This is a genomic window from Geomicrobium halophilum (assembly GCF_014207655.1).
Classification (GTDB): domain Bacteria; phylum Bacillota; class Bacilli; order Bacillales; family Marinococcaceae; genus Geomicrobium; species Geomicrobium halophilum.
On the sequence record NZ_JACHHJ010000001.1, the window covers coordinates 472,117 to 489,411 of the forward strand.

Below are 17,295 nucleotides of genomic sequence, written 5' to 3' on the forward strand. Positions count from 1 at the left end.
AAGCCCCCTCGGGTTTTTAATGATCTTTGTTATTATTGCTATAATCTATATTTGATTCTGGCAAATCTGAAGGTGTTTGCGACGTTCCATGCTCGCTCACAGTATCCCATGTATCCTCATCATCAAAGACCACTGACTCAACGTCATTAGCTGCTTCTGAAGCCCCCATATAATCTTCCTCTACCGGTCTGTAGGCATTAGACGTTTGATCTGCATGATGGACACATCTACTCGTTTCTGGAACTGCCTCTAATCGTTCATAAGGGATTTTTTCGCCGCAAATTTCACAACGCCCGTACGTTCCTTCATCAATCGCTTCTAAAGCCTGATTAACTTGTTGGAGCTGTTCTCTGGACTGATTTTCTAACGCGACGTCTTTTTCCCTTTCATGAAGCTCAGTTCCTTGGTCACCAGGATGATTATCAGCATTTGAAAGTTCTCCTGTTTCTTCGTCTGTTCTGTTTTCTTCTCCAGGTAAATGTGATTCATGTTCTTTTTTCATTTCGAGCAATCGATCCTGAAGTTTATTGATCTGATCTTTGGTAAGCATATTATCCCTCTCCATGTGCTGTTTTGCTTATCATTAAACAGCTTTGGTGATTATATTCTTCTAAATGCCCGTCTTTCCGCGTACTCTAAACACTTTTCACAGACGACGGCTTTTTCATTATTCTCATCAAAATAATTTCGCATATAAGGAGTTGTCATCTTACAAAAATAACAGCGTTTTTTCTTGAACGCATCGCGTAATTTTTCAAGCATATGATCACCTCATGAAAAACTTGCCCAACCTCATGGTTAGGCAAGAGAAGGGCTTTTTGGAGGCACTTTTATGACGGCATTCCCAGGATGGATTTCACCTCAAGGTATTCATCAATACCGAAGTCCCCCCATTCACGGCCAATGCCAGATTGTTTATAGCCTCCAAATGGTGCAGAGAAGTCCATTTTGGGATTGTTAATGGTGATACTACCTGCATCAAGGCGGTGAGCAACGTCTTGTAAGGTCTCTTCGTCACCCCCAAATACATAACCAGCTAGACCATAGATCGTATCATTGGCAATATCGATGGCTTCATCGAGGTCATCATATGCAATCACAGACATGACCGGACCGAATATCTCTTCTTGAGCAATGGTCATATCGTTTTTAACATCGGTAAAAACAGTCGGTTTAACATAGTAGCCTTTCTCAAGACCTTCGGGTTTGCCGGTACCACCTGTCACAAGGTTGGCTCCTTCTTCAATCCCTTTTTCAATATATCCTTGTACACGGTCCCACTGCTTCTGAGCAACAAGGGGGCCGACGAAATTACTGTCATTTTGCGGGTCACCGACTGGGAAATGCGGTAGTACCTCTTGAACAGCTTCTATAAAGTCATCATGCATGGATCTTGGGATAAGTGTACGAGTAGCCGCTGTACAAACTTGCCCAGTGTTCATAACGACATTGGAAACCGCATTTTTAGCAGCTGCTTTTACATCAGCATCATCCAGAATGACGAGTGGCGATTTTCCGCCAAGTTCAAGAGCCACTTTTTTAATGTCTTTAGCTGCGTTTTCTGAGATTTTCGTACCAACGCCGCCAGAACCTGTAAACGATACAAAATCAATGTCTGGATGGGAACTGATACCGTTTCCGATCGTTTCACCTGTACCATTCACGAGATTAAAGACTCCTTTGGGTACCCCGGCATCTTCAAAAATTTCGGCTAAAAGAATGGCCGCATATGGAGTAAGTTCGGCTGGTTTAAGAACAACTGTACTTCCTGCTGCGAACGCACCTGCGAGTTTTGTTGAGGTTTGATTCGTTGGGAAGTTCCACGGTGTAATTAATCCACTGACGCCTATCGGTTCTTTTTTAATTAGCGTATCTCCGCGCCTTTCCGTGAATTCAAATTTCCGAAGCTGCTCTGCAGCCTGTTTAAAGTGCTGTAAGCCCATATTATAATGAACTTTTTCTGAAAGTTTAACAGGTGCACCGAGCTCCTCGGTCATGACCTCGACCAATTCGTCTTTACGTCTTTCGTATTCTTTAGCAATTTTTTCTAGTAGATCCGCGCGATATTCCCTTGATGTTGTGGAAAACGAAGGAAAAGCATCACGCGCTGCTCGAACCGCACGATCCAGATCCTCTTGCGTGCCTAAGCTGATTCGACCTGTCGCTTCTTCCGTTGCCGGGTTGATCACGTCCATTGTCTCAGTGCTCGTAGATTCCACCCATTCGCCATTAATATAATGTTTTGTATAATTGCGCATGTTTATATCTCCTTTATTTGAGCTTATATATATTTATGTACCCGAACGGGTGCTAAGTTTAAACACAGGGTTCAATAGGTTTCTAAACATACAAGTAAATGTCATAATATTGCCAATACCTTCGACAAGGGGTAAGGGCAAGGAAAATGGACAGAATAATAAGGCAGAATGTTGTGATGCGGAAACAATAAAGGGGGGAGAAAACAGGATGGACGTAATAAAAGCATTGCTCCTTAAACTGGTCATCATTACAGTTATATTATCTATTGTCGTGGGAGCTTTTTTCGGACTGCCGTTTACGGATGTTTTGATTTTAAGTGTCATTTATACGGGACTTTCATTTTTGGGTGATATGTTTATATTACCACGAATTACAAATGTCACGGCGACGATTGCAGATTTTGTACTTGCGTGGATAGGCGTGTACGTATTAGGGTATTGGCTATTTGGCCCATATGAAGGGCTGTGGATAGTCTCATTAACCGCCGCCTTTATTATTGCGATTGGAGAGTACTTTTTCCACAGGTATATGAAAAAACAAGTATTTAATGAATCGCGTACAACTTCAGAAGAACGCCCGCCGCCTGAAAGAGGAGGAGATATGCAAACGGAGTTTGGAGAAGACTTAGAGGAAAGATTAGCGACTAAAGATCCAAAAAATATGAAAAAACAGCAGTAGAAGAAGAAATTCTCAAGCTACCCCCTTAGCTTGAGAATTTCTGTCATAAAGGAAGACGATGCCCTCGATCTCCGGTGTTAGAAAAGCGCGAAATCGTTACGCCTGAAGAATTGCCAGATGTCGCATTTTGTTAAACATCAACGAGCCATTTTTTCACTTGCTTCCCCTTCTTCCGAAGAGGCAATAGAACGAGGAACCGTCCGCGAAAAATTGAACATACTTATTTGATGTTATCATTCAGTACCATAATCCTCTGCTTTTTTCGTGAGATTTCCATAGATTTTTTGCTGAATTTGCAATTAAGGTGTGATAAACTCTACCCGTTCGTTATGCATTTATCATCGTTCAAAAATATCTGAATAGAAAGAAGGGACATGTGTATGGCTGAGACAGTCGAGAAAAAGGGCTTGTTTCAACGATTTCTTGATGTAATCGAGAAAGTCGGGAACAAGCTTCCGCATCCTATTACATTATTTGCGATTTTAGCTATACTTGTGATGATTGCTTCAGCTATTGTTGCGAGTTTCGATGTAGTTGTTGAGGATCCAGCAGAGCCTGGGGAAACGTTAGAAGTATTTAACTTACTCTCCAGTGAGGGGATAGAGTATATTTTCTCTAGCATGGTTGATAACTTTATCGGCTTTGCGCCGCTCGGAGTGGTCCTTGCAACGATGATTGGGATTGGAGTTTGTGAACGCAGCGGTTTGATTAGTGCAGCCTTGCGGGGCTTCGTTCTCTCCATCCCCAAACGGCTTTTGACAGCTGGTTTAGTCTTCGCAGCGATTATGTCCAGCGTTGCGTCAGACGCTGGTTATGTTGTTCTCCCGCCACTCGGCGCGGTATTATATGCTGCTCTTGGCCGCCATCCACTTGCCGGGCTAGCGACAGCGTTTGCTGGGGTTTCCGGAGGTTTTAGTGCCAATTTATTCCTTTCTGCGACTGATCCTATGCTTGCGGAACTTACAACTCAAGCTGCCGCAACCATTGACCCTGCCTATGCGGAAACGATGAACATCGCGATGAACTACTGGTTTATTATCGTTTCTACGATTGTGTTAACGTTCGTAGGTACATGGGTATCAGAAAAAATTGTGGAGCCGCGTTTAGGCACTTATAAAGGAGATTACACCGGTGAGCTAGAGAACGTAAAGCCGATTGAGAAAAAGGGTATCCTTTGGTCTGTACTATCTTTACTAGTAAGCGCAGGTTTAATGAGCCTGCTAGTCGTGCCGGAATGGGGGCCAATGCGGGGAGAAGGACCGCAGCCAATTATTGACTCACCATTCATGGATTCACTCGTTGTTGTATTACTCTTTTTATTTTTGATCCCCGGGCTTGTGTACGGGATTGTCACAAAAGAAATTAAAAGCGATAAAGATGTCGCCAATCAGATGACCGACACGATGGCATCAATGGGAATGTTCATCGTTCTTGCGTTTACCGCCGGTCAGTTCGTTGCCTATTTTAATGAAACCAACTTAGGAACGATTATTGGCATTTACGGCGGAGAACTTCTAAGCAATCTGAATCTAGATGGCTTCCCAGTTCTTATCGGCTTCATTATCCTGGTCGCTTTAATTAATTTGTTAATCGGCAGTGCGTCAGCGAAGTGGGCAATGCTGGCTCCGGTCTTTGTTCCGATTATGATGCAGATTGGATATTCCCCGGAACTTACTCAGGCTGTTTATCGCGTAGCTGATTCAGCAACGAATATCATTACGCCATTAATGACGTATTTTGCCATTATTATCGCTTTTGCCCAGCAATACGATAAGAAAGTGGGCATCGGGACCCTTATTTCGACAATGTTACCATTCTCGATTTTCTTCTTAATTACCTGGACAATTCTCTTATTTGTATGGATATTTCTGGGTATTGACCTTGGCCCGAACGCTCCGATTTATTACAACCCTTAGTTTTAATGAAAAGACCCCAGAGCTTAGCTGCTAATCAAGGGGTCTTTTTCGTTTGAAATTCGTGAATCCGGATTTTAGGTATGTTTAAAAATCATTAGCGCTTGTGCTCACATTCAAGGTATAAGCAGGTGAATTCGGTTCAACCGGAATCACTCTAGTCTTTATTCAACTGTTTACTCAATGTTCCTCTAAGCTGTCTACTGATACACTTTGCTCCTGCTCAGGTTGGTCCAGGGGGTAAATTCGGGCTGTGCTATTTTCTGTGTCCACATGTTGAATATAGATCGGGGTCCCTTCATAAGTAACATGTTTCATATCCGGGGAATTCGCGATTGCTTGGGCTCGCTGTTCATCCATTTTTGTTCCCTCCTTTTTCTGTTTTTTGTAGTATAAGCATAACGACATGGATTATGCTGTAGAGTTAAGAAGGGAATTGTAGTAAACTCTATATAAATGAGACTGGAGGTTGAGCCTTATGTATTCAACGACGAGTAAAAACCGTGCCGTTTTATTACTTTCTTGTCCAGAGCATCCAGGGATCATTTCCGCGATTACGAATGGCTTGCTACATAATAAAGCAAATATTGCCCATGTGGATCAGCACACCACCGATCCACGTGAGGGGATTTTCTTTTTTCGTGTCGAATTTGAACTGGAAGATTATGATCATTCCTTTGAGAATTTAAAAAGGGATTTAGAAATAATGGGTGAGGAATACTCCATGAATTGGAGATTAAGTAGCTACAGGAAGACAAGTCGGATGGCCGTCTTTGTTTCGAAAATGGATCATTGTTTGATGGAGCTTATATGGAGGTCTAAATCAGGGGAAATTCCGGTTGAAATACCGATGATCATTAGCAATCATCCGGATTTCAAAGATGAAGTCGAAGCGTACGGCATCCCTTATTATCATATCCCTGTGACACCGGAAACAAAAGATGAGGCGGAAACAAAGGCGTTACAGCTGTTGGAAGGAAAAGTGGATTTTATAGCATTGGCTAGGTATATGCAAATTTTATCCCCTGAATTTGTCTCTCATTATGAAAACCAAATTATAAATATCCACCATTCGTTTCTCCCGGCTTTTATTGGGTCGAATCCCTATCATAAAGCGTTTGACCGCGGAGTAAAACTGATTGGAGCTACAGCCCACTATGTAACCAACGACTTAGATGAAGGGCCCATTATTCAGCAGGATGTTAAACGTGTAAATCACCGATATACAGCAGATGATTTGAAGATTGCAGGCCGACATGTAGAAAAGAGTGTGCTTGCACAAGCGGTTGCCTGGCATGTAGAAGATAAAGTGATGGTTCATGGAAATAAGACGATTGTGTTTGCGTAAAAAGGATGCAGGGGGACAAGTGGCTATTGTGGCTGCTTGTCTTTTTCAGAAAAGATGAATGGATGAAGTGGAGCCGCCTTATTTTACAGACAGTTCGAATCTATGAAAGGTCGTTTTCATGTGTTACATAACCCTACAGGAATACAACGTATTGGATTAGCGATATTACTTGGCATGCTGGCCGTGTTGGGCCCCCTAAACATTGATATGTACTTACCAAGCTTTCCAGAAATATCGGATGATTTGGAGGCACGCGCTTCGCTTGTGCAGTTGAGCTTGACCGCCTGTTTAATTGGTCTTGGTGTCGGTCAGGTCTTTATTGGTCCGATTAGTGATGCACAGGGGAGACGGAAGCCGCTCATTATTTCCATACTTTTATTTGCGTTAGCTTCTTTTCTGTGTGCACTTGCCCCGAATATTACGACATTAATTATTGGCCGTTTTCTCCAAGGTTTTACAGCCGCCGCCGGGATCGTAATTTCGCGTGCGGTTGTGCGTGATGTTTTTAGCGGGACTGCTTTAACGAAGTTTTTTGCTTTGTTAATGGTGATTAATGCGGTAGCGCCTATGCTGGCCCCGGTTGCTGGCGGTGGGATTTTATTGATTCCGTTTGCGGACTGGAGATCCATTTTTTACTTTCTTAGTTTCTTGGGGCTCATGATTGTTACCATCATTTCATGGAAGCTAGAAGAAACATTGCCGGTTGAAAAGCGAATGCCGAGCAATCTCGGGCATACGGTTCGAACGATCGGTAATTTGTGTAAAGATCGTTCATTCATTGGATACGCACTTACCCTAGGGTTTATTCACGGGGGAAGTTTCGCGTATGTTGCAGGAACGCCCTTCGTTTACCAGGATATCTATAACGTTTCTCCGCAGGCGTTTAGTATTCTGTTCGGGATAAATGGAGCAGCTATTATTATCGGAAGTTTCCTAGTGGGTCGATTTTCAGGGGTCATCCAAGAACGAACATTTCTGCGTACCGCTGTGATCACTGCTACATGTGCAACGGCTTTGTTGCTTATGATGACAGTTATTGAAGGTCCGCTTTTTATGATTGTGGCTCCTATTTTTATCTATATGACTTGTATGGGGATGATTTTAACAACGTCTTTTACGCTAGCGATTGCCAAGCAGGGACATCGCGCTGGAAGTGCCAGCGCATTGCTTGGAATGTTGCCGCTATTGATCGGCGCGGGGGTTGCTCCGCTCGTTGGCATTAATGAAGAAACGGCTGTACCGATGGGCGCAGCCATGTTTATTACTTGTCTCGCTGGCATGGTTTCGTTCTTTAAGCTGGCACAAAGTGAAGAAAAAATGCAAGAAGCAGCTTGAAATCGAGAATAAACGTTCTGTAATGTTGATGTATATGAAAAACGATTTGAAGTGAATGCGTGAATCTGCTCACCCGTATGATATTGTCTGATACGGGTGAAAGGCAATAAATCTCAAGATGCAAATATTGAGTGATGGGTGTACATCTTGGAAGGGGAGAATAAAATGAACATTGATGCAACGATGAAAGAAGTTCTCCAGTACGCTGATATGAACGTTGGTCTTGACGACGTTAAACGAACGCCTCATTTGCTTCGCGAAGGTATGCGGAAAAGTTTAGAACAGATGCCAAACGGCGAATCTGTGGATCGGGTTGAAGACCACACACTTGCATTGAAGGGCAGGAATATCCCTATTCGGATGTATCGCCAAGCTTCTGAGGAACCGTTACCAGCTATTATTTTCTATCATGGTGGTGGATTTGTGATAGGCGATATTTATACTCACGATTCGGTGTGTCGTTCGATTGCCAATCGCGTGAAAGCAGCAGTCATCTCTGTTGACTATCGACTAGCTCCAGAGCATCCATTCCCAGCAGCGGTAAATGATGCGTATGATTCTTTTGTGTGGATTTCTGAGCACGCGAACGAGTTAGGAATTATTAAAGAAAAAATTGCTGTTGCAGGAGACAGTGCTGGGGGGAACTTAGCGGCTGTTACAACTGTAAAATCCATTGAAAGCAGTGAACCTTCCGTGTACTTTCAGCTGCTGATTTACCCGTCTGTAGGGAATGAAGAAAACAGACCAGCTTCCCATAGAGATAATGAAAAGGGACCTGTTTTAACACCTGAATTAATGAAATGGTTTTTTCGACAGTATATAACACCGGAAACTGATCCACGAAATCCCGATGTATCACCATTGTTTTCGCCCCTTTTAGCAAAGCTTCCTAAAACCCATATTGTCACCGCCAAGTATGATCCTCTTCTTGATAGTGGTAAAGATTATGCCAGGAAGTTACAGGAATTAGGCGTAGACGTTTCCTATAAGATGGAAGAAGATATGCCCCATGGATTTGTTAATTTTCACCAGGTTGTTCCACGAGCCCAAGAAAGCTTAGATGAAATGTGCGCTGAGTTGAGAAAAAGCTTAACCTAGTCTTCCTTTTTAACAACCTTCAGGTTTGATAAAGTAAAAGAAAGATTTTATCCCGGTGGTAAGCGCTCGTAAAACCCCCGCTTCAACCCCGTAAGAGGGAGTTTTACGGGCGACTAACACCCTGATTCGTTCAACTAACCATCAGAAGGGATGAAGAACCCCCCTCTGATGGACGTTTCATTTTATGAAAGGAGGCCTTTGAAATGAAAATGGCATTTATTTCGGACATTCATGGGAATGCGGTTGCCTTAGACGCCGTGTTAGCCGATATTGAGAAACATAATGTGCAAAGTATTGCTGTAATGGGGGATATATGTTTTCGAGGTCCTGAGCCCAAAAAAGCATTGGATCGAATCCGTTCATTAGACAGTCCGGTACTAAAAGGGAATGCTGACGAATGGATGGTACGAGGGGTAAAAGAAGGAGAGGTCCCTGATCAGGCACTCGCTATGATGAATAACGAACGGGACTGGTCCGTATCTCAAATGGATGAAAACGACTTGAATTACCTTAAGGAACTCCCTACGCAGTTTCATTGGGAGTTAAACTCACACTTGAAATTGCACACTTTCCATGCTACACCTGATAGCTTATTCCAAGTGGTTCTTCCGCATGCTGAGCCGGCCCATATAAGAGAAACGATCTTCAGTCAAAAAGAAGCAGATTTATACTTATACGCCCATATTCACCTGCCATATGTACGCTACATCGATGGAAAGTGTGTGGCAAACCTGGGTAGTGTTGGCTTGCCCTTTGATGGACAAACGAAAGCTTCCTATCTTTTAGTAGAAATAGAAGAGGATCGCTATCGAGTAAGCATTGAGAGAGTCCCTTATGATGTACAAAAAGTCGTTCAGCAATATGTAGATCAGGATTATCCGAATACAGACGTAATGAGCAAGGTGATTCAGGAAGCGCGCCCCCCTTCTTAAAGAGGGGAAAAGCCTTTGGAGAGGGTTCAGGTATGTAGGGGCCCCGCATGGTTGGGCTACAATTATGCGGGGTTTATATCGTCTTAATTAAACGTATCAATTCCGAGCCCCTCAAGTACTTCGTGATTGATAAAGCAGCGGCAGGTTTTTAAGGGATCGACGACCTGACTGATTTCAAGGGATCCTGCAGCACTTAACACCATTGTGGTTTCTTCGATTGTTAAATCAGGCTGCAAGGAGATTAACAATTCTACCATTTCTTCAACGGCAGCGGTAGCTGCTTCGTCAAGCGTCTTTTTTGACACGAGGGTCGCGATCCCTTCTTTATTTTCTAAAAGAGGGTAGTTTAATTGAAAACGTTGATGTGCGTCTACATTGACGGTAATATCAGCAGATACCTCAACACCGGATACACATACTTCCCCGTCCCCCATGGCTGCATGGACATCACCCATTGCTAGTAGAGCCCCTTCTTGAAAAACAGGAAAATGTACGGTTGCGCCCTCTGTGATTAATCGTGTATCCATGTTTCCCCCATGAGCATCCGGCGTGCCACATGGCACGCCTTCATTTGCAGGGGCTACACCAATGACACCGATCATGGGGTGCACTGGAATTGTTAGTGTATCATTAAGATGGACATTATTGTTTGCGATCTTGACCTTCTTAATTGAAAACCCTTCCAGCCGATGCCCCATGGCTCCAAGCTCTTCCCCTGTCACAATTGTCCCTTCGTCCTGAAAGAGGATACGTTCAATATCCACTTGCAAAATATCCCCTGGCTTTGTGCCCTTCACATAAAGCGGTCCTGTCGCAGGATTTACCTTTTCCCAATCAATTGTTGTCATTTCGCTATCCTCGGAGGTGATTTGATTCAAAAACGCATCGTATGTCTGGAACTGGACATTTGCACCCTGTAGGGTACTTAAAGCCGGTGGATGAGCCTTGTTCATGTCAAATATGTAATGTTCACGTCCGATACGATCAGTCATGTCTTGGTTACCCCTTTCTATGTTTGTTCATATTTTACCGAAATTCTCTGAATAAATAAAGTGAGAGAGGGGGCAAGTGTATTGACATACTAGTGCACAATGGCTGAATCAGCCTCTCACGCCAATGATTGTTACATAAACAATTCTCACTTCATCATTTAGAAAAATACCCTTCATGACACCTCATATTGACCCATTTTCGATATTTATGGTGCCATGAGTCGTCTATGACATCTTTTTTGATCAATGATTCCTCTAAGTGATGTCATGAAACCAATTTTTACGTTTATTGTTAAATTACTCCTTGCAGAGCATCTCATCATATCGCCCAGTCATTCATTGAATCTACAAGGAGGCCCACTTCCAATGGTGACCTTTTATTTCAGACGCTCTGCACTAGTGCAATGTTTGAAAAGTCCTTGGGCGAATGATCGAGCGCGAGTGAAACGGGATTCGGCGCGGATGGTGGTTTTTTCGGCGCAGCAACACGTTTATTCGGCGCACGACCTAGATGATTCAGCGCACCGGGCATCTTATTCAGCGTTTGAGGAACTTTTTCGGCGCGGCGCGGAGAACTAGCTTCAACCCCCAAGATGTCAGCGAGTAAATTAGAAAAGTAGTTGATATATTTATTAAAAAAAATTTCTTGTAAAATATGTTTATATGAAATATTATTTAACAAGGATTTCTATTAATGAAACCGCTTCATTTTTTCTCGCTGAAAGGGGCTATATTATGACGACTTCCGCACCATGGTTAATTACGGTAGCCGTTTTGGGTGTTGTTGTTTTACTATTTCTTGTGATGCAAACCAAGCTTCAAGCTTTTATTGCATTGTTAATCGTCAGTTTTCTTGTCGGTATTGCCGTTGGAATGCCACCAATGGAAATCATTGAAACTGTTGAAGAAGGGATGGGCGGCACACTCGGATTTATTGCGGTGATCATCGGGTTAGGGGCCATGTTTGGTGAGATGATCCGTGTATCAGGTGGAGCTGACCGTTTAGCTTATACCTTGGTCAATAAATTCGGTGAAAAAAATTCTAGTTGGGCTCTGGTATTGACAGGTTTCATTGTTTCGATCCCAGTGTTTCTGGATGTGGCATTGATACTTCTTATTCCCGTTATTTACAGCCTAGTTCAGAAAACGGGCCGATCTTTGCTCTATTATGGGATTCCCTTAGTAGCTGGACTTGCTGTTACCCATAGTTTTATCCCGCCAACCCCTGGTCCGATATCAGTTGCCTCTATTATTGGTGCTGATTTAGGGTGGGTCATCTTATTTGGTGTAATTGCTGGTATCCCTGCTGCAGCTCTTGGTGGTCCGATCTTCGGGAAATACATTGCTAAGAAAATCGATGTTGGAGTTCCGGAGTATATGCTTCAACAAGTAGAAGAAACCAAATACGAACATGAACTTCCGAGTTTCGCAAGCGTTGTTTCTGTTATCACCCTTCCGCTGGTTCTGATTTTGATCAATACGACTTCAGATTTGGTACTAGAGGATGGAAGCACCTTACAGGAAGTGCTAACGTTCATTGGGCACCCGTTTGTGGCACTTACCGCAGCGGCATTGCTTGCGTTTTATATATTTGGAACACGTCGGGGATATACTCGTAAAGAAATTCAGCAGATCACGACAAAAGGATTGGAGCCTGCGGGCATTATCATTCTAGTAACAGGTGCGGGGGGCGTTTTTGGTGAAATGCTGATTCAGTCCGGTGTCGGTGATGTGCTTGCGGAAACGATGCAGGGCATCCAGATGCCAATGATTGTATTTGCTTTTATTGTAGCAATGCTTGTCCGAGTCGCGCAGGGCTCTGCAACAGTTTCTATGATCACTGCTGCTGGATTAGTAGCACCCCTGATTGAAGTGTATGGAGCGAGCGAGCCTATGCTTGGTTTACTTGTGATCGCGATTGCCTCTGGTGCAACGGTCTTTTCCCACGTTAATGATTCAGGATTCTGGCTCGTTAACCGCTATTTCGGTCTAACTGAAAAACAGACACTACAGTCTTGGACAGTGATGGAAACGATTATCGGTTTTGTAGGGTTTGGTGTCGCACTGTTGTTTAGCTTTTTCGTGTAGCATAACTGGAAAGGATGAAGCTTGATGAAAATTACGTCATATGAATTATTTCAGGTGCCGCCTCGCTGGTTGTTTCTAAAAGTAGAAACGGATGAAGGAGTGACCGGTTGGGGAGAGCCAGTGATCGAGGGAAAAGCATATACGGTGAAAGCTGCGGTCGAAGAATTGATGGAAACGATGATTGACAGCAACCCGTTGCACATCGAAGACCATTGGAACAAACTGTATCGATCGGGTTTCTACCGGGGAGGCCCGATTCTCATGAGTGCGCTGGCAGGGATTGATCAGGCACTATGGGACATTAAAGGAAAATATTACGGAGCCCCGATTCATGAGCTTATGGGCGGTGCCTGCCGTGACAAAATAAAGGTTTATTCCTGGATTGGCGGCGATCGTCCAGCTGATGTGGGAAAAGCGGCAAAAGAAGCGGTTTCGAAAGGCTTTAAAGCGATTAAAATGAACGCGACCGAAGAGATGCAGTATGTCGATAGCTTTGACAAAGTCGAGGTCGCAGCAGAACGGGTCGCTGCGGTGCGGGAAGCCGTAGGAAAATCCGTCGGTATAGGGATAGATTTTCACGGACGGGTTCACCGTCCCATGGCTGGGTTACTGACGAAGGAAATTGAGCCTTATCATCCTATGTTTATCGAAGAACCGGTACTTCCGGAAAACCAAGAAGCTCTTCGGGAGCTCTCTTATCAGACGCCCATACCTATCGCATTGGGTGAGCGAATGTATTCTCGCTGGGACTTTAAGCAAGTGTTAAAGGACGGAACCGTTTCAATCATTCAACCCGACCTTTCTCATGCAGGCGGAATTACAGAAGTGAAAAAAATAGCGTCAATGGCAGAAGCATATGATGTAGCACTTGCACCGCATTGCCCGCTTGGACCCATCTCACTTGCTGCCTGTCTCCAGGTTGATGCCACGTCCCACAATGCTTTTATTCAGGAACAAAGTCTTGGCATCCATTATAACCAGACGAATGACCTTCTTGATTACCTTGTTGATCATCGGATTTTCTCTTACGAGGATGGCCATGTTGATATTCCGGCGGGTCCGGGACTAGGCATTGATATTAATGAAGACTACGTCCGGGAACAGGATAAAATCGGACATCAATGGAAAAATCCTATCTGGCGTCACAAGGACGGAAGTATTGCTGAGTGGTAAATGATTGATCGAGCATCCTCTACAGTGTAGGGGGCTCTTTTTTATTTGAATATAGATCGTATGTTCGCTATAATGTAGTCAAGACTACATCGATTAGAAAGGAAAAGCGGACGTGCCTAATCAAGAGTTTCAACTGCCTGAACCCTATCGAGATACGTCGCGTAAAATCATTCATATTGATATGGATGCTTTCTTTTCTTCCGTTGAAGAGCGGGACAATCCATCTTTAAAAGGGAAGCCGGTAATTATCGCAAAACATCCGAAAAAGACCGGAGGTAAAGGGATTGTATCAACGGCAAATTATGAAGCAAGAAAATACGGTGTGCACTCGGCGATGAGTGCCTATAAAGCGTACGAGTTATGCCCGAACGGTATTTTTATAGATGGTAATTATCCTGCGTACAGAGAAGCTTCCCATCAAATTAGAGAGATTATGCAAAGGTACACGACATTGGTTGAACCGGTATCGATCGATGAAGCTTATTTGGATGTAACTCATAACAAAAAAGAAATTCCTAGTGGAACGATTATTGCAAAACAAATTCAAAAAGATATTTGGAATGAAACAAGACTGACAAGCTCTGCCGGGGTTTCCTATAATAAGTTCATCGCCAAAATTGCATCTGATATGGATAAGCCAGCTGGTCTAACTGTCATCCCTCCAGAAGAGGCACTTTCGTTTTTAAGGCAACTTTCTATTGAAAAGTTCCATGGGGTGGGACCGAAAACAGCTGAGAAAATGCACCGATTAAACATCTTCTCAGGTGAAGACTTGTACCAGATGGAACAGATGGATCTCATTTCAAATTTCGGGAAGGCAGGGATTTCATATTATAATCGAGTTCGAGGCATTGATAATAAACCTTTATGTATGAAAAGAGAACGAAAATCTGTCGGCAAGGAGCATACGTATTTTAATAACCTTACGACAGACCAAGAAGTATTAGACGAGCTTTGGCAGTTAGCCAAAGAAGTGGTTCGCTCATTGCAGCGTGTACAAAAACATGGAAAGACAGTGATCATGAAAATCCGATACCGCTCCTTCGAAACGGTAACGAAACGCATGAGCGTTCCCTATTACTTAGACGAACCTGAGGAGATCTTTAATCAGGCGGCAAGCCTTTGGGAAGAAGTCGGCACCATCGAAAAGGGCGTGAGGTTGTTAGGTATCACGATCACAAACCTGGATCCTATTGAATATAAGCCGATTACATTATTCTGAATGGGTAATGGACAAGTCTCGCCAACAGTCTATACTACATCCCGATATTGAAAAATCAGATGAGCGAGGAGCAGAAACACGACGGCGTGAATACCGATAAAACCAACGGAAAGCCAGATGTTTTCAAATGGAGGCCCTCCACCCATACCGGCGTAGTTTTGATACACATCTAAATGGGTGAGTACGAGCCAGTGGGACCAGTCGTATAACATAGCTATTGCACCAATAATATTTCCAAAAAAATACGGGAAAAAAGTAATAACGAGTGTAAGAGCAGTGCTCCTTGTTAAAACAGCCATCAGCGTTGCCAAACTTATGTAGAAAACGAGCCTGGGTAGTTGATAAAGTGCAAGTATGAACGCTTCATAAATCATAGCAAAGAATGATTCACCGGAAGTAAAATAGACCTGATCAATCACTAACAGCGCGATGGTCAGAATGAAGATTAGAGCTGTTGCGATTAACATCGTAATCAACCATTTGGAGAGCAATAACTGCTCTCTCGGAACCGGACGGATCAACTGCTGTTTCATGGTGCCATTTCCGTATTCACCGGCAATTGCGGTGGTTACAAGTACGACGGTGTACAGGTTTATGAAAACGTTGAGCGAAACAAGACCAGGTTCAACGAACTCCATTGGTCCAATGGAAAATCGCCCGACTGAATGTATAACCGCAGCAAATGCCCATCCTAATATAAGAAAAACGAACATCGCGATAAGAAACATCCATATTTTCCGACCGTACCATGCTTTAACCCACTCATTCTGCAGTAGCCCATTCATTTTATGCCTCCCTTTTCCCTTGTAAGAGAGAAGTAGGCGTCTTCTAGTCTTCGTTTATAGGAAAAAGCATATACGGAGATATTGGCGTTAGCCAGTGCTCTCGTTATTTTTGGAAGAGTATTGTATGTTTGTGAAGTTAACTCCAGGTATTGATCGGTGTCCATGACTTCACCGAAAGAAGAAAGAACGCTTATCGCTTCCGCTTTTGGTTCAGCTTCAATCACTACAGTCAACTCATCTTTATTTTTACCAGTCATATGCATGTCCAATTCACCCATAACGGACCCTTCCTTAATGACAATCGCCCGGTCGCAAAGAATTTCTACTTCGCTTAACTGGTGACTGGATACCAGTAATGTGACACCGTCTTCTTTCGCAAGCTTCTGTAAATCGTTTCGAAGCTGGCGGATTCCGTTGGGATCAAGACCGTTCGTAGGCTCATCTAAAATAAGAACGGAAGGGTGGTGTAAAATAGAAACAGCGATCCCCAACCGTTGTTTCATCCCGAGAGAATAGGCTTTAACCTTTTTGTGAATCGCGTGTTCCAGATCTACGAGTTTGACGACTTCGTTGATCCGAGATTGGTCAATCGCATCCACACCTAAATTTGCAAATTGTTTAAGGTTTTGTTCGCCGCTTAAATATTCAAATAACCCAGGATTTTCGACGATGGCCCCAAGGTTTTTCAAGGCTTTCTCCCGGTTGGTTTTTGTGTTATACCCGTTAATCGTGATCTCTCCATGATCAGCTGCAACTAAGGTACCGATCATTCGAATGGTTGTTGTTTTACCTGAACCGTTTGGGCCAAGGAAGCCATAGATTTTTCCACGTTCTAGTTTGAATGACATGTTTGAAATGATTGCTTGATCAGAAATTCTTTTGTTAAGCCCTTCAACAATGAGAGGGTGATCGTTGTGATTAACGCACACGATGATCTTCTCCTTTTTCGATGAGGATAGATTCGACAGGATAGGAAGTAACCTACGATTGCAATAAGTCTTTAAAAAGTTTCCTGAAATGCGCGCGGTCTTCGGTTGTGAACGGTTTAGGACCTTTCGTTTTTTGTCCGCTTCTTCGTATTTTGGAATGGGCATGGCGATTGGTAAGTAATTCATCAATGTTTTCATTGGTGAATAAAAATCCTTTATGGTGGGCGACTGCACAATTTTTTGCCAGCCCTAGTGCCGCCAGCCCGTAATCCTGTGTGATAATGACATCCTTTTCTTCCGCTAATTCCATAATCCGATAGTCGACGGAATCTGCACCTGTATCGACATAAATGGATTGTACACCCGCCGGATCATCCTCAGGAGAAAAATGAGCATAGCTTTTCACTAGCACCACAGGGACACGTACCTTCTGTGCCTCTTCAATGACAACGTCCTTGACCGGGCAAGCATCTGCATCAACGTAAATCCACATGTGTAACCTCCGTGTAAAAATGGGAAAGGATGGTTCTAGTGTAACACTAG

16 protein-coding genes are annotated in these 17,295 nt (G+C 43.5%); 9 read left to right on the forward strand and 7 right to left on the reverse strand.

What is annotated here, in order from left to right; translation table 11 throughout:
- Window positions 1–16: 16 nt before the first annotated feature.
- Together HNR44_RS02305 and HNR44_RS02310 are read right to left on the reverse strand one after the other, a co-directional pair.
- Window positions 17–550: a TraR/DksA C4-type zinc finger protein gene (locus HNR44_RS02305; protein ID WP_184402504.1), complete on the reverse strand. Its 534-nt coding sequence runs from the start codon at window positions 548–550 to the stop codon at window positions 17–19.
- A gap of 280 nt (window positions 551–830) precedes the next feature.
- Window positions 831–2,258: an aldehyde dehydrogenase family protein gene (locus HNR44_RS02310; protein WP_184402505.1), complete on the reverse strand. Its 1,428-nt coding sequence runs from the start codon at window positions 2,256–2,258 to the stop codon at window positions 831–833.
- A gap of 208 nt (window positions 2,259–2,466) precedes the next feature.
- On the opposite strand from HNR44_RS02310, the gene HNR44_RS02315 reads away from it, so the two are divergent.
- Both HNR44_RS02315 and HNR44_RS02320 read left to right on the forward strand, forming a co-directional pair.
- Entirely contained in the window at window positions 2,467–2,937 is a 471-nt protein-coding gene (locus HNR44_RS02315; protein WP_184402506.1) for a YndM family protein, read from the forward strand.
- 380 nt (window positions 2,938–3,317) lie between these two features.
- Complete coding sequence (locus HNR44_RS02320; protein ID WP_184402507.1) at window positions 3,318–4,853, forward strand: AbgT family transporter; 1,536 nt, start codon at window positions 3,318–3,320, stop codon at window positions 4,851–4,853.
- A gap of 177 nt (window positions 4,854–5,030) precedes the next feature.
- On the opposite strand, the gene HNR44_RS02325 is transcribed toward HNR44_RS02320, so the two are convergent.
- A complete protein-coding gene (locus HNR44_RS02325) occupies window positions 5,031–5,210 on the reverse strand; it encodes a small acid-soluble spore protein H (RefSeq protein ID WP_184402508.1) in 180 nt (59 codons plus the stop codon).
- Between the two features lie 118 nt (window positions 5,211–5,328).
- On the opposite strand from HNR44_RS02325, the gene purU reads away from it, so the two are divergent.
- The 4 genes from purU (at window position 5,329) to HNR44_RS02345 (ending at window position 9,563) form a co-directional block, all read left to right on the forward strand.
- Window positions 5,329–6,198, forward strand: a complete 870-nt coding sequence (gene purU / locus HNR44_RS02330) for a formyltetrahydrofolate deformylase (protein WP_184402509.1) — start codon at window positions 5,329–5,331, stop codon at window positions 6,196–6,198.
- 120 nt (window positions 6,199–6,318) lie between these two features.
- Complete coding sequence (locus HNR44_RS02335; RefSeq protein WP_184402510.1) at window positions 6,319–7,533, forward strand: Bcr/CflA family efflux MFS transporter; 1,215 nt, start codon at window positions 6,319–6,321, stop codon at window positions 7,531–7,533.
- A gap of 165 nt (window positions 7,534–7,698) precedes the next feature.
- A complete protein-coding gene (locus HNR44_RS02340; RefSeq protein ID WP_184402511.1) occupies window positions 7,699–8,631 on the forward strand; it encodes an alpha/beta hydrolase in 933 nt (310 codons plus the stop codon).
- Between the two features lie 203 nt (window positions 8,632–8,834).
- Window positions 8,835–9,563 carry a metallophosphoesterase family protein gene (locus HNR44_RS02345; protein WP_184402512.1) on the forward strand — a complete coding sequence of 243 codons (729 nt, stop codon included), beginning with the start codon at window positions 8,835–8,837 and terminating at the stop codon, window positions 9,561–9,563.
- Window positions 9,564–9,646: 83 nt separating this feature from the next.
- Here the strand turns inward: HNR44_RS02345 and HNR44_RS02350 are convergent, their stop codons facing one another.
- The gene (locus HNR44_RS02350; RefSeq protein WP_184402513.1) at window positions 9,647–10,555 is read right to left on the reverse strand and encodes an acetamidase/formamidase family protein; all 909 of its coding nucleotides are present in this window, start codon (window positions 10,553–10,555) and stop codon (window positions 9,647–9,649) included.
- 735 nt (window positions 10,556–11,290) lie between these two features.
- Here HNR44_RS02350 and HNR44_RS02355 point away from each other — a divergent pair.
- The 3 genes from HNR44_RS02355 (at window position 11,291) to dinB (ending at window position 15,038) form a co-directional block, all read left to right on the forward strand.
- Window positions 11,291–12,643: a GntT/GntP/DsdX family permease gene (locus tag HNR44_RS02355; RefSeq protein WP_184402514.1), complete on the forward strand. Its 1,353-nt coding sequence runs from the start codon at window positions 11,291–11,293 to the stop codon at window positions 12,641–12,643.
- A gap of 24 nt (window positions 12,644–12,667) precedes the next feature.
- Complete coding sequence (gene dgoD, locus HNR44_RS02360; protein WP_184402515.1) at window positions 12,668–13,816, forward strand: galactonate dehydratase; 1,149 nt, start codon at window positions 12,668–12,670, stop codon at window positions 13,814–13,816.
- 112 nt (window positions 13,817–13,928) lie between these two features.
- The gene (gene dinB, locus HNR44_RS02365; protein WP_343069336.1) at window positions 13,929–15,038 is read left to right on the forward strand and encodes a DNA polymerase IV; all 1,110 of its coding nucleotides are present in this window, start codon (window positions 13,929–13,931) and stop codon (window positions 15,036–15,038) included.
- A gap of 29 nt (window positions 15,039–15,067) precedes the next feature.
- On the opposite strand, the gene HNR44_RS02370 is transcribed toward dinB, so the two are convergent.
- The 3 genes from HNR44_RS02370 to HNR44_RS02380 all read right to left on the reverse strand — a co-directional run bounded on the left by HNR44_RS02370 (window position 15,068) and on the right by HNR44_RS02380 (window position 17,245).
- Entirely contained in the window at window positions 15,068–15,823 is a 756-nt protein-coding gene (locus HNR44_RS02370; protein WP_184402516.1) for an ABC transporter permease, read from the reverse strand.
- Window positions 15,820–16,671 (reverse strand): ABC transporter ATP-binding protein, encoded by an 852-nt coding sequence (locus HNR44_RS02375; RefSeq protein WP_184403517.1) that lies wholly within the window; start codon window positions 16,669–16,671, stop codon window positions 15,820–15,822. The genes HNR44_RS02370 and HNR44_RS02375 overlap by 4 nt, the downstream gene beginning before the upstream one ends.
- A gap of 133 nt (window positions 16,672–16,804) precedes the next feature.
- Window positions 16,805–17,245, reverse strand: coding sequence for a YaiI/YqxD family protein (locus tag HNR44_RS02380; protein ID WP_184402517.1), 441 nt, complete (start codon window positions 17,243–17,245; stop codon window positions 16,805–16,807).
- Window positions 17,246–17,295 lie beyond the last annotated feature (50 nt).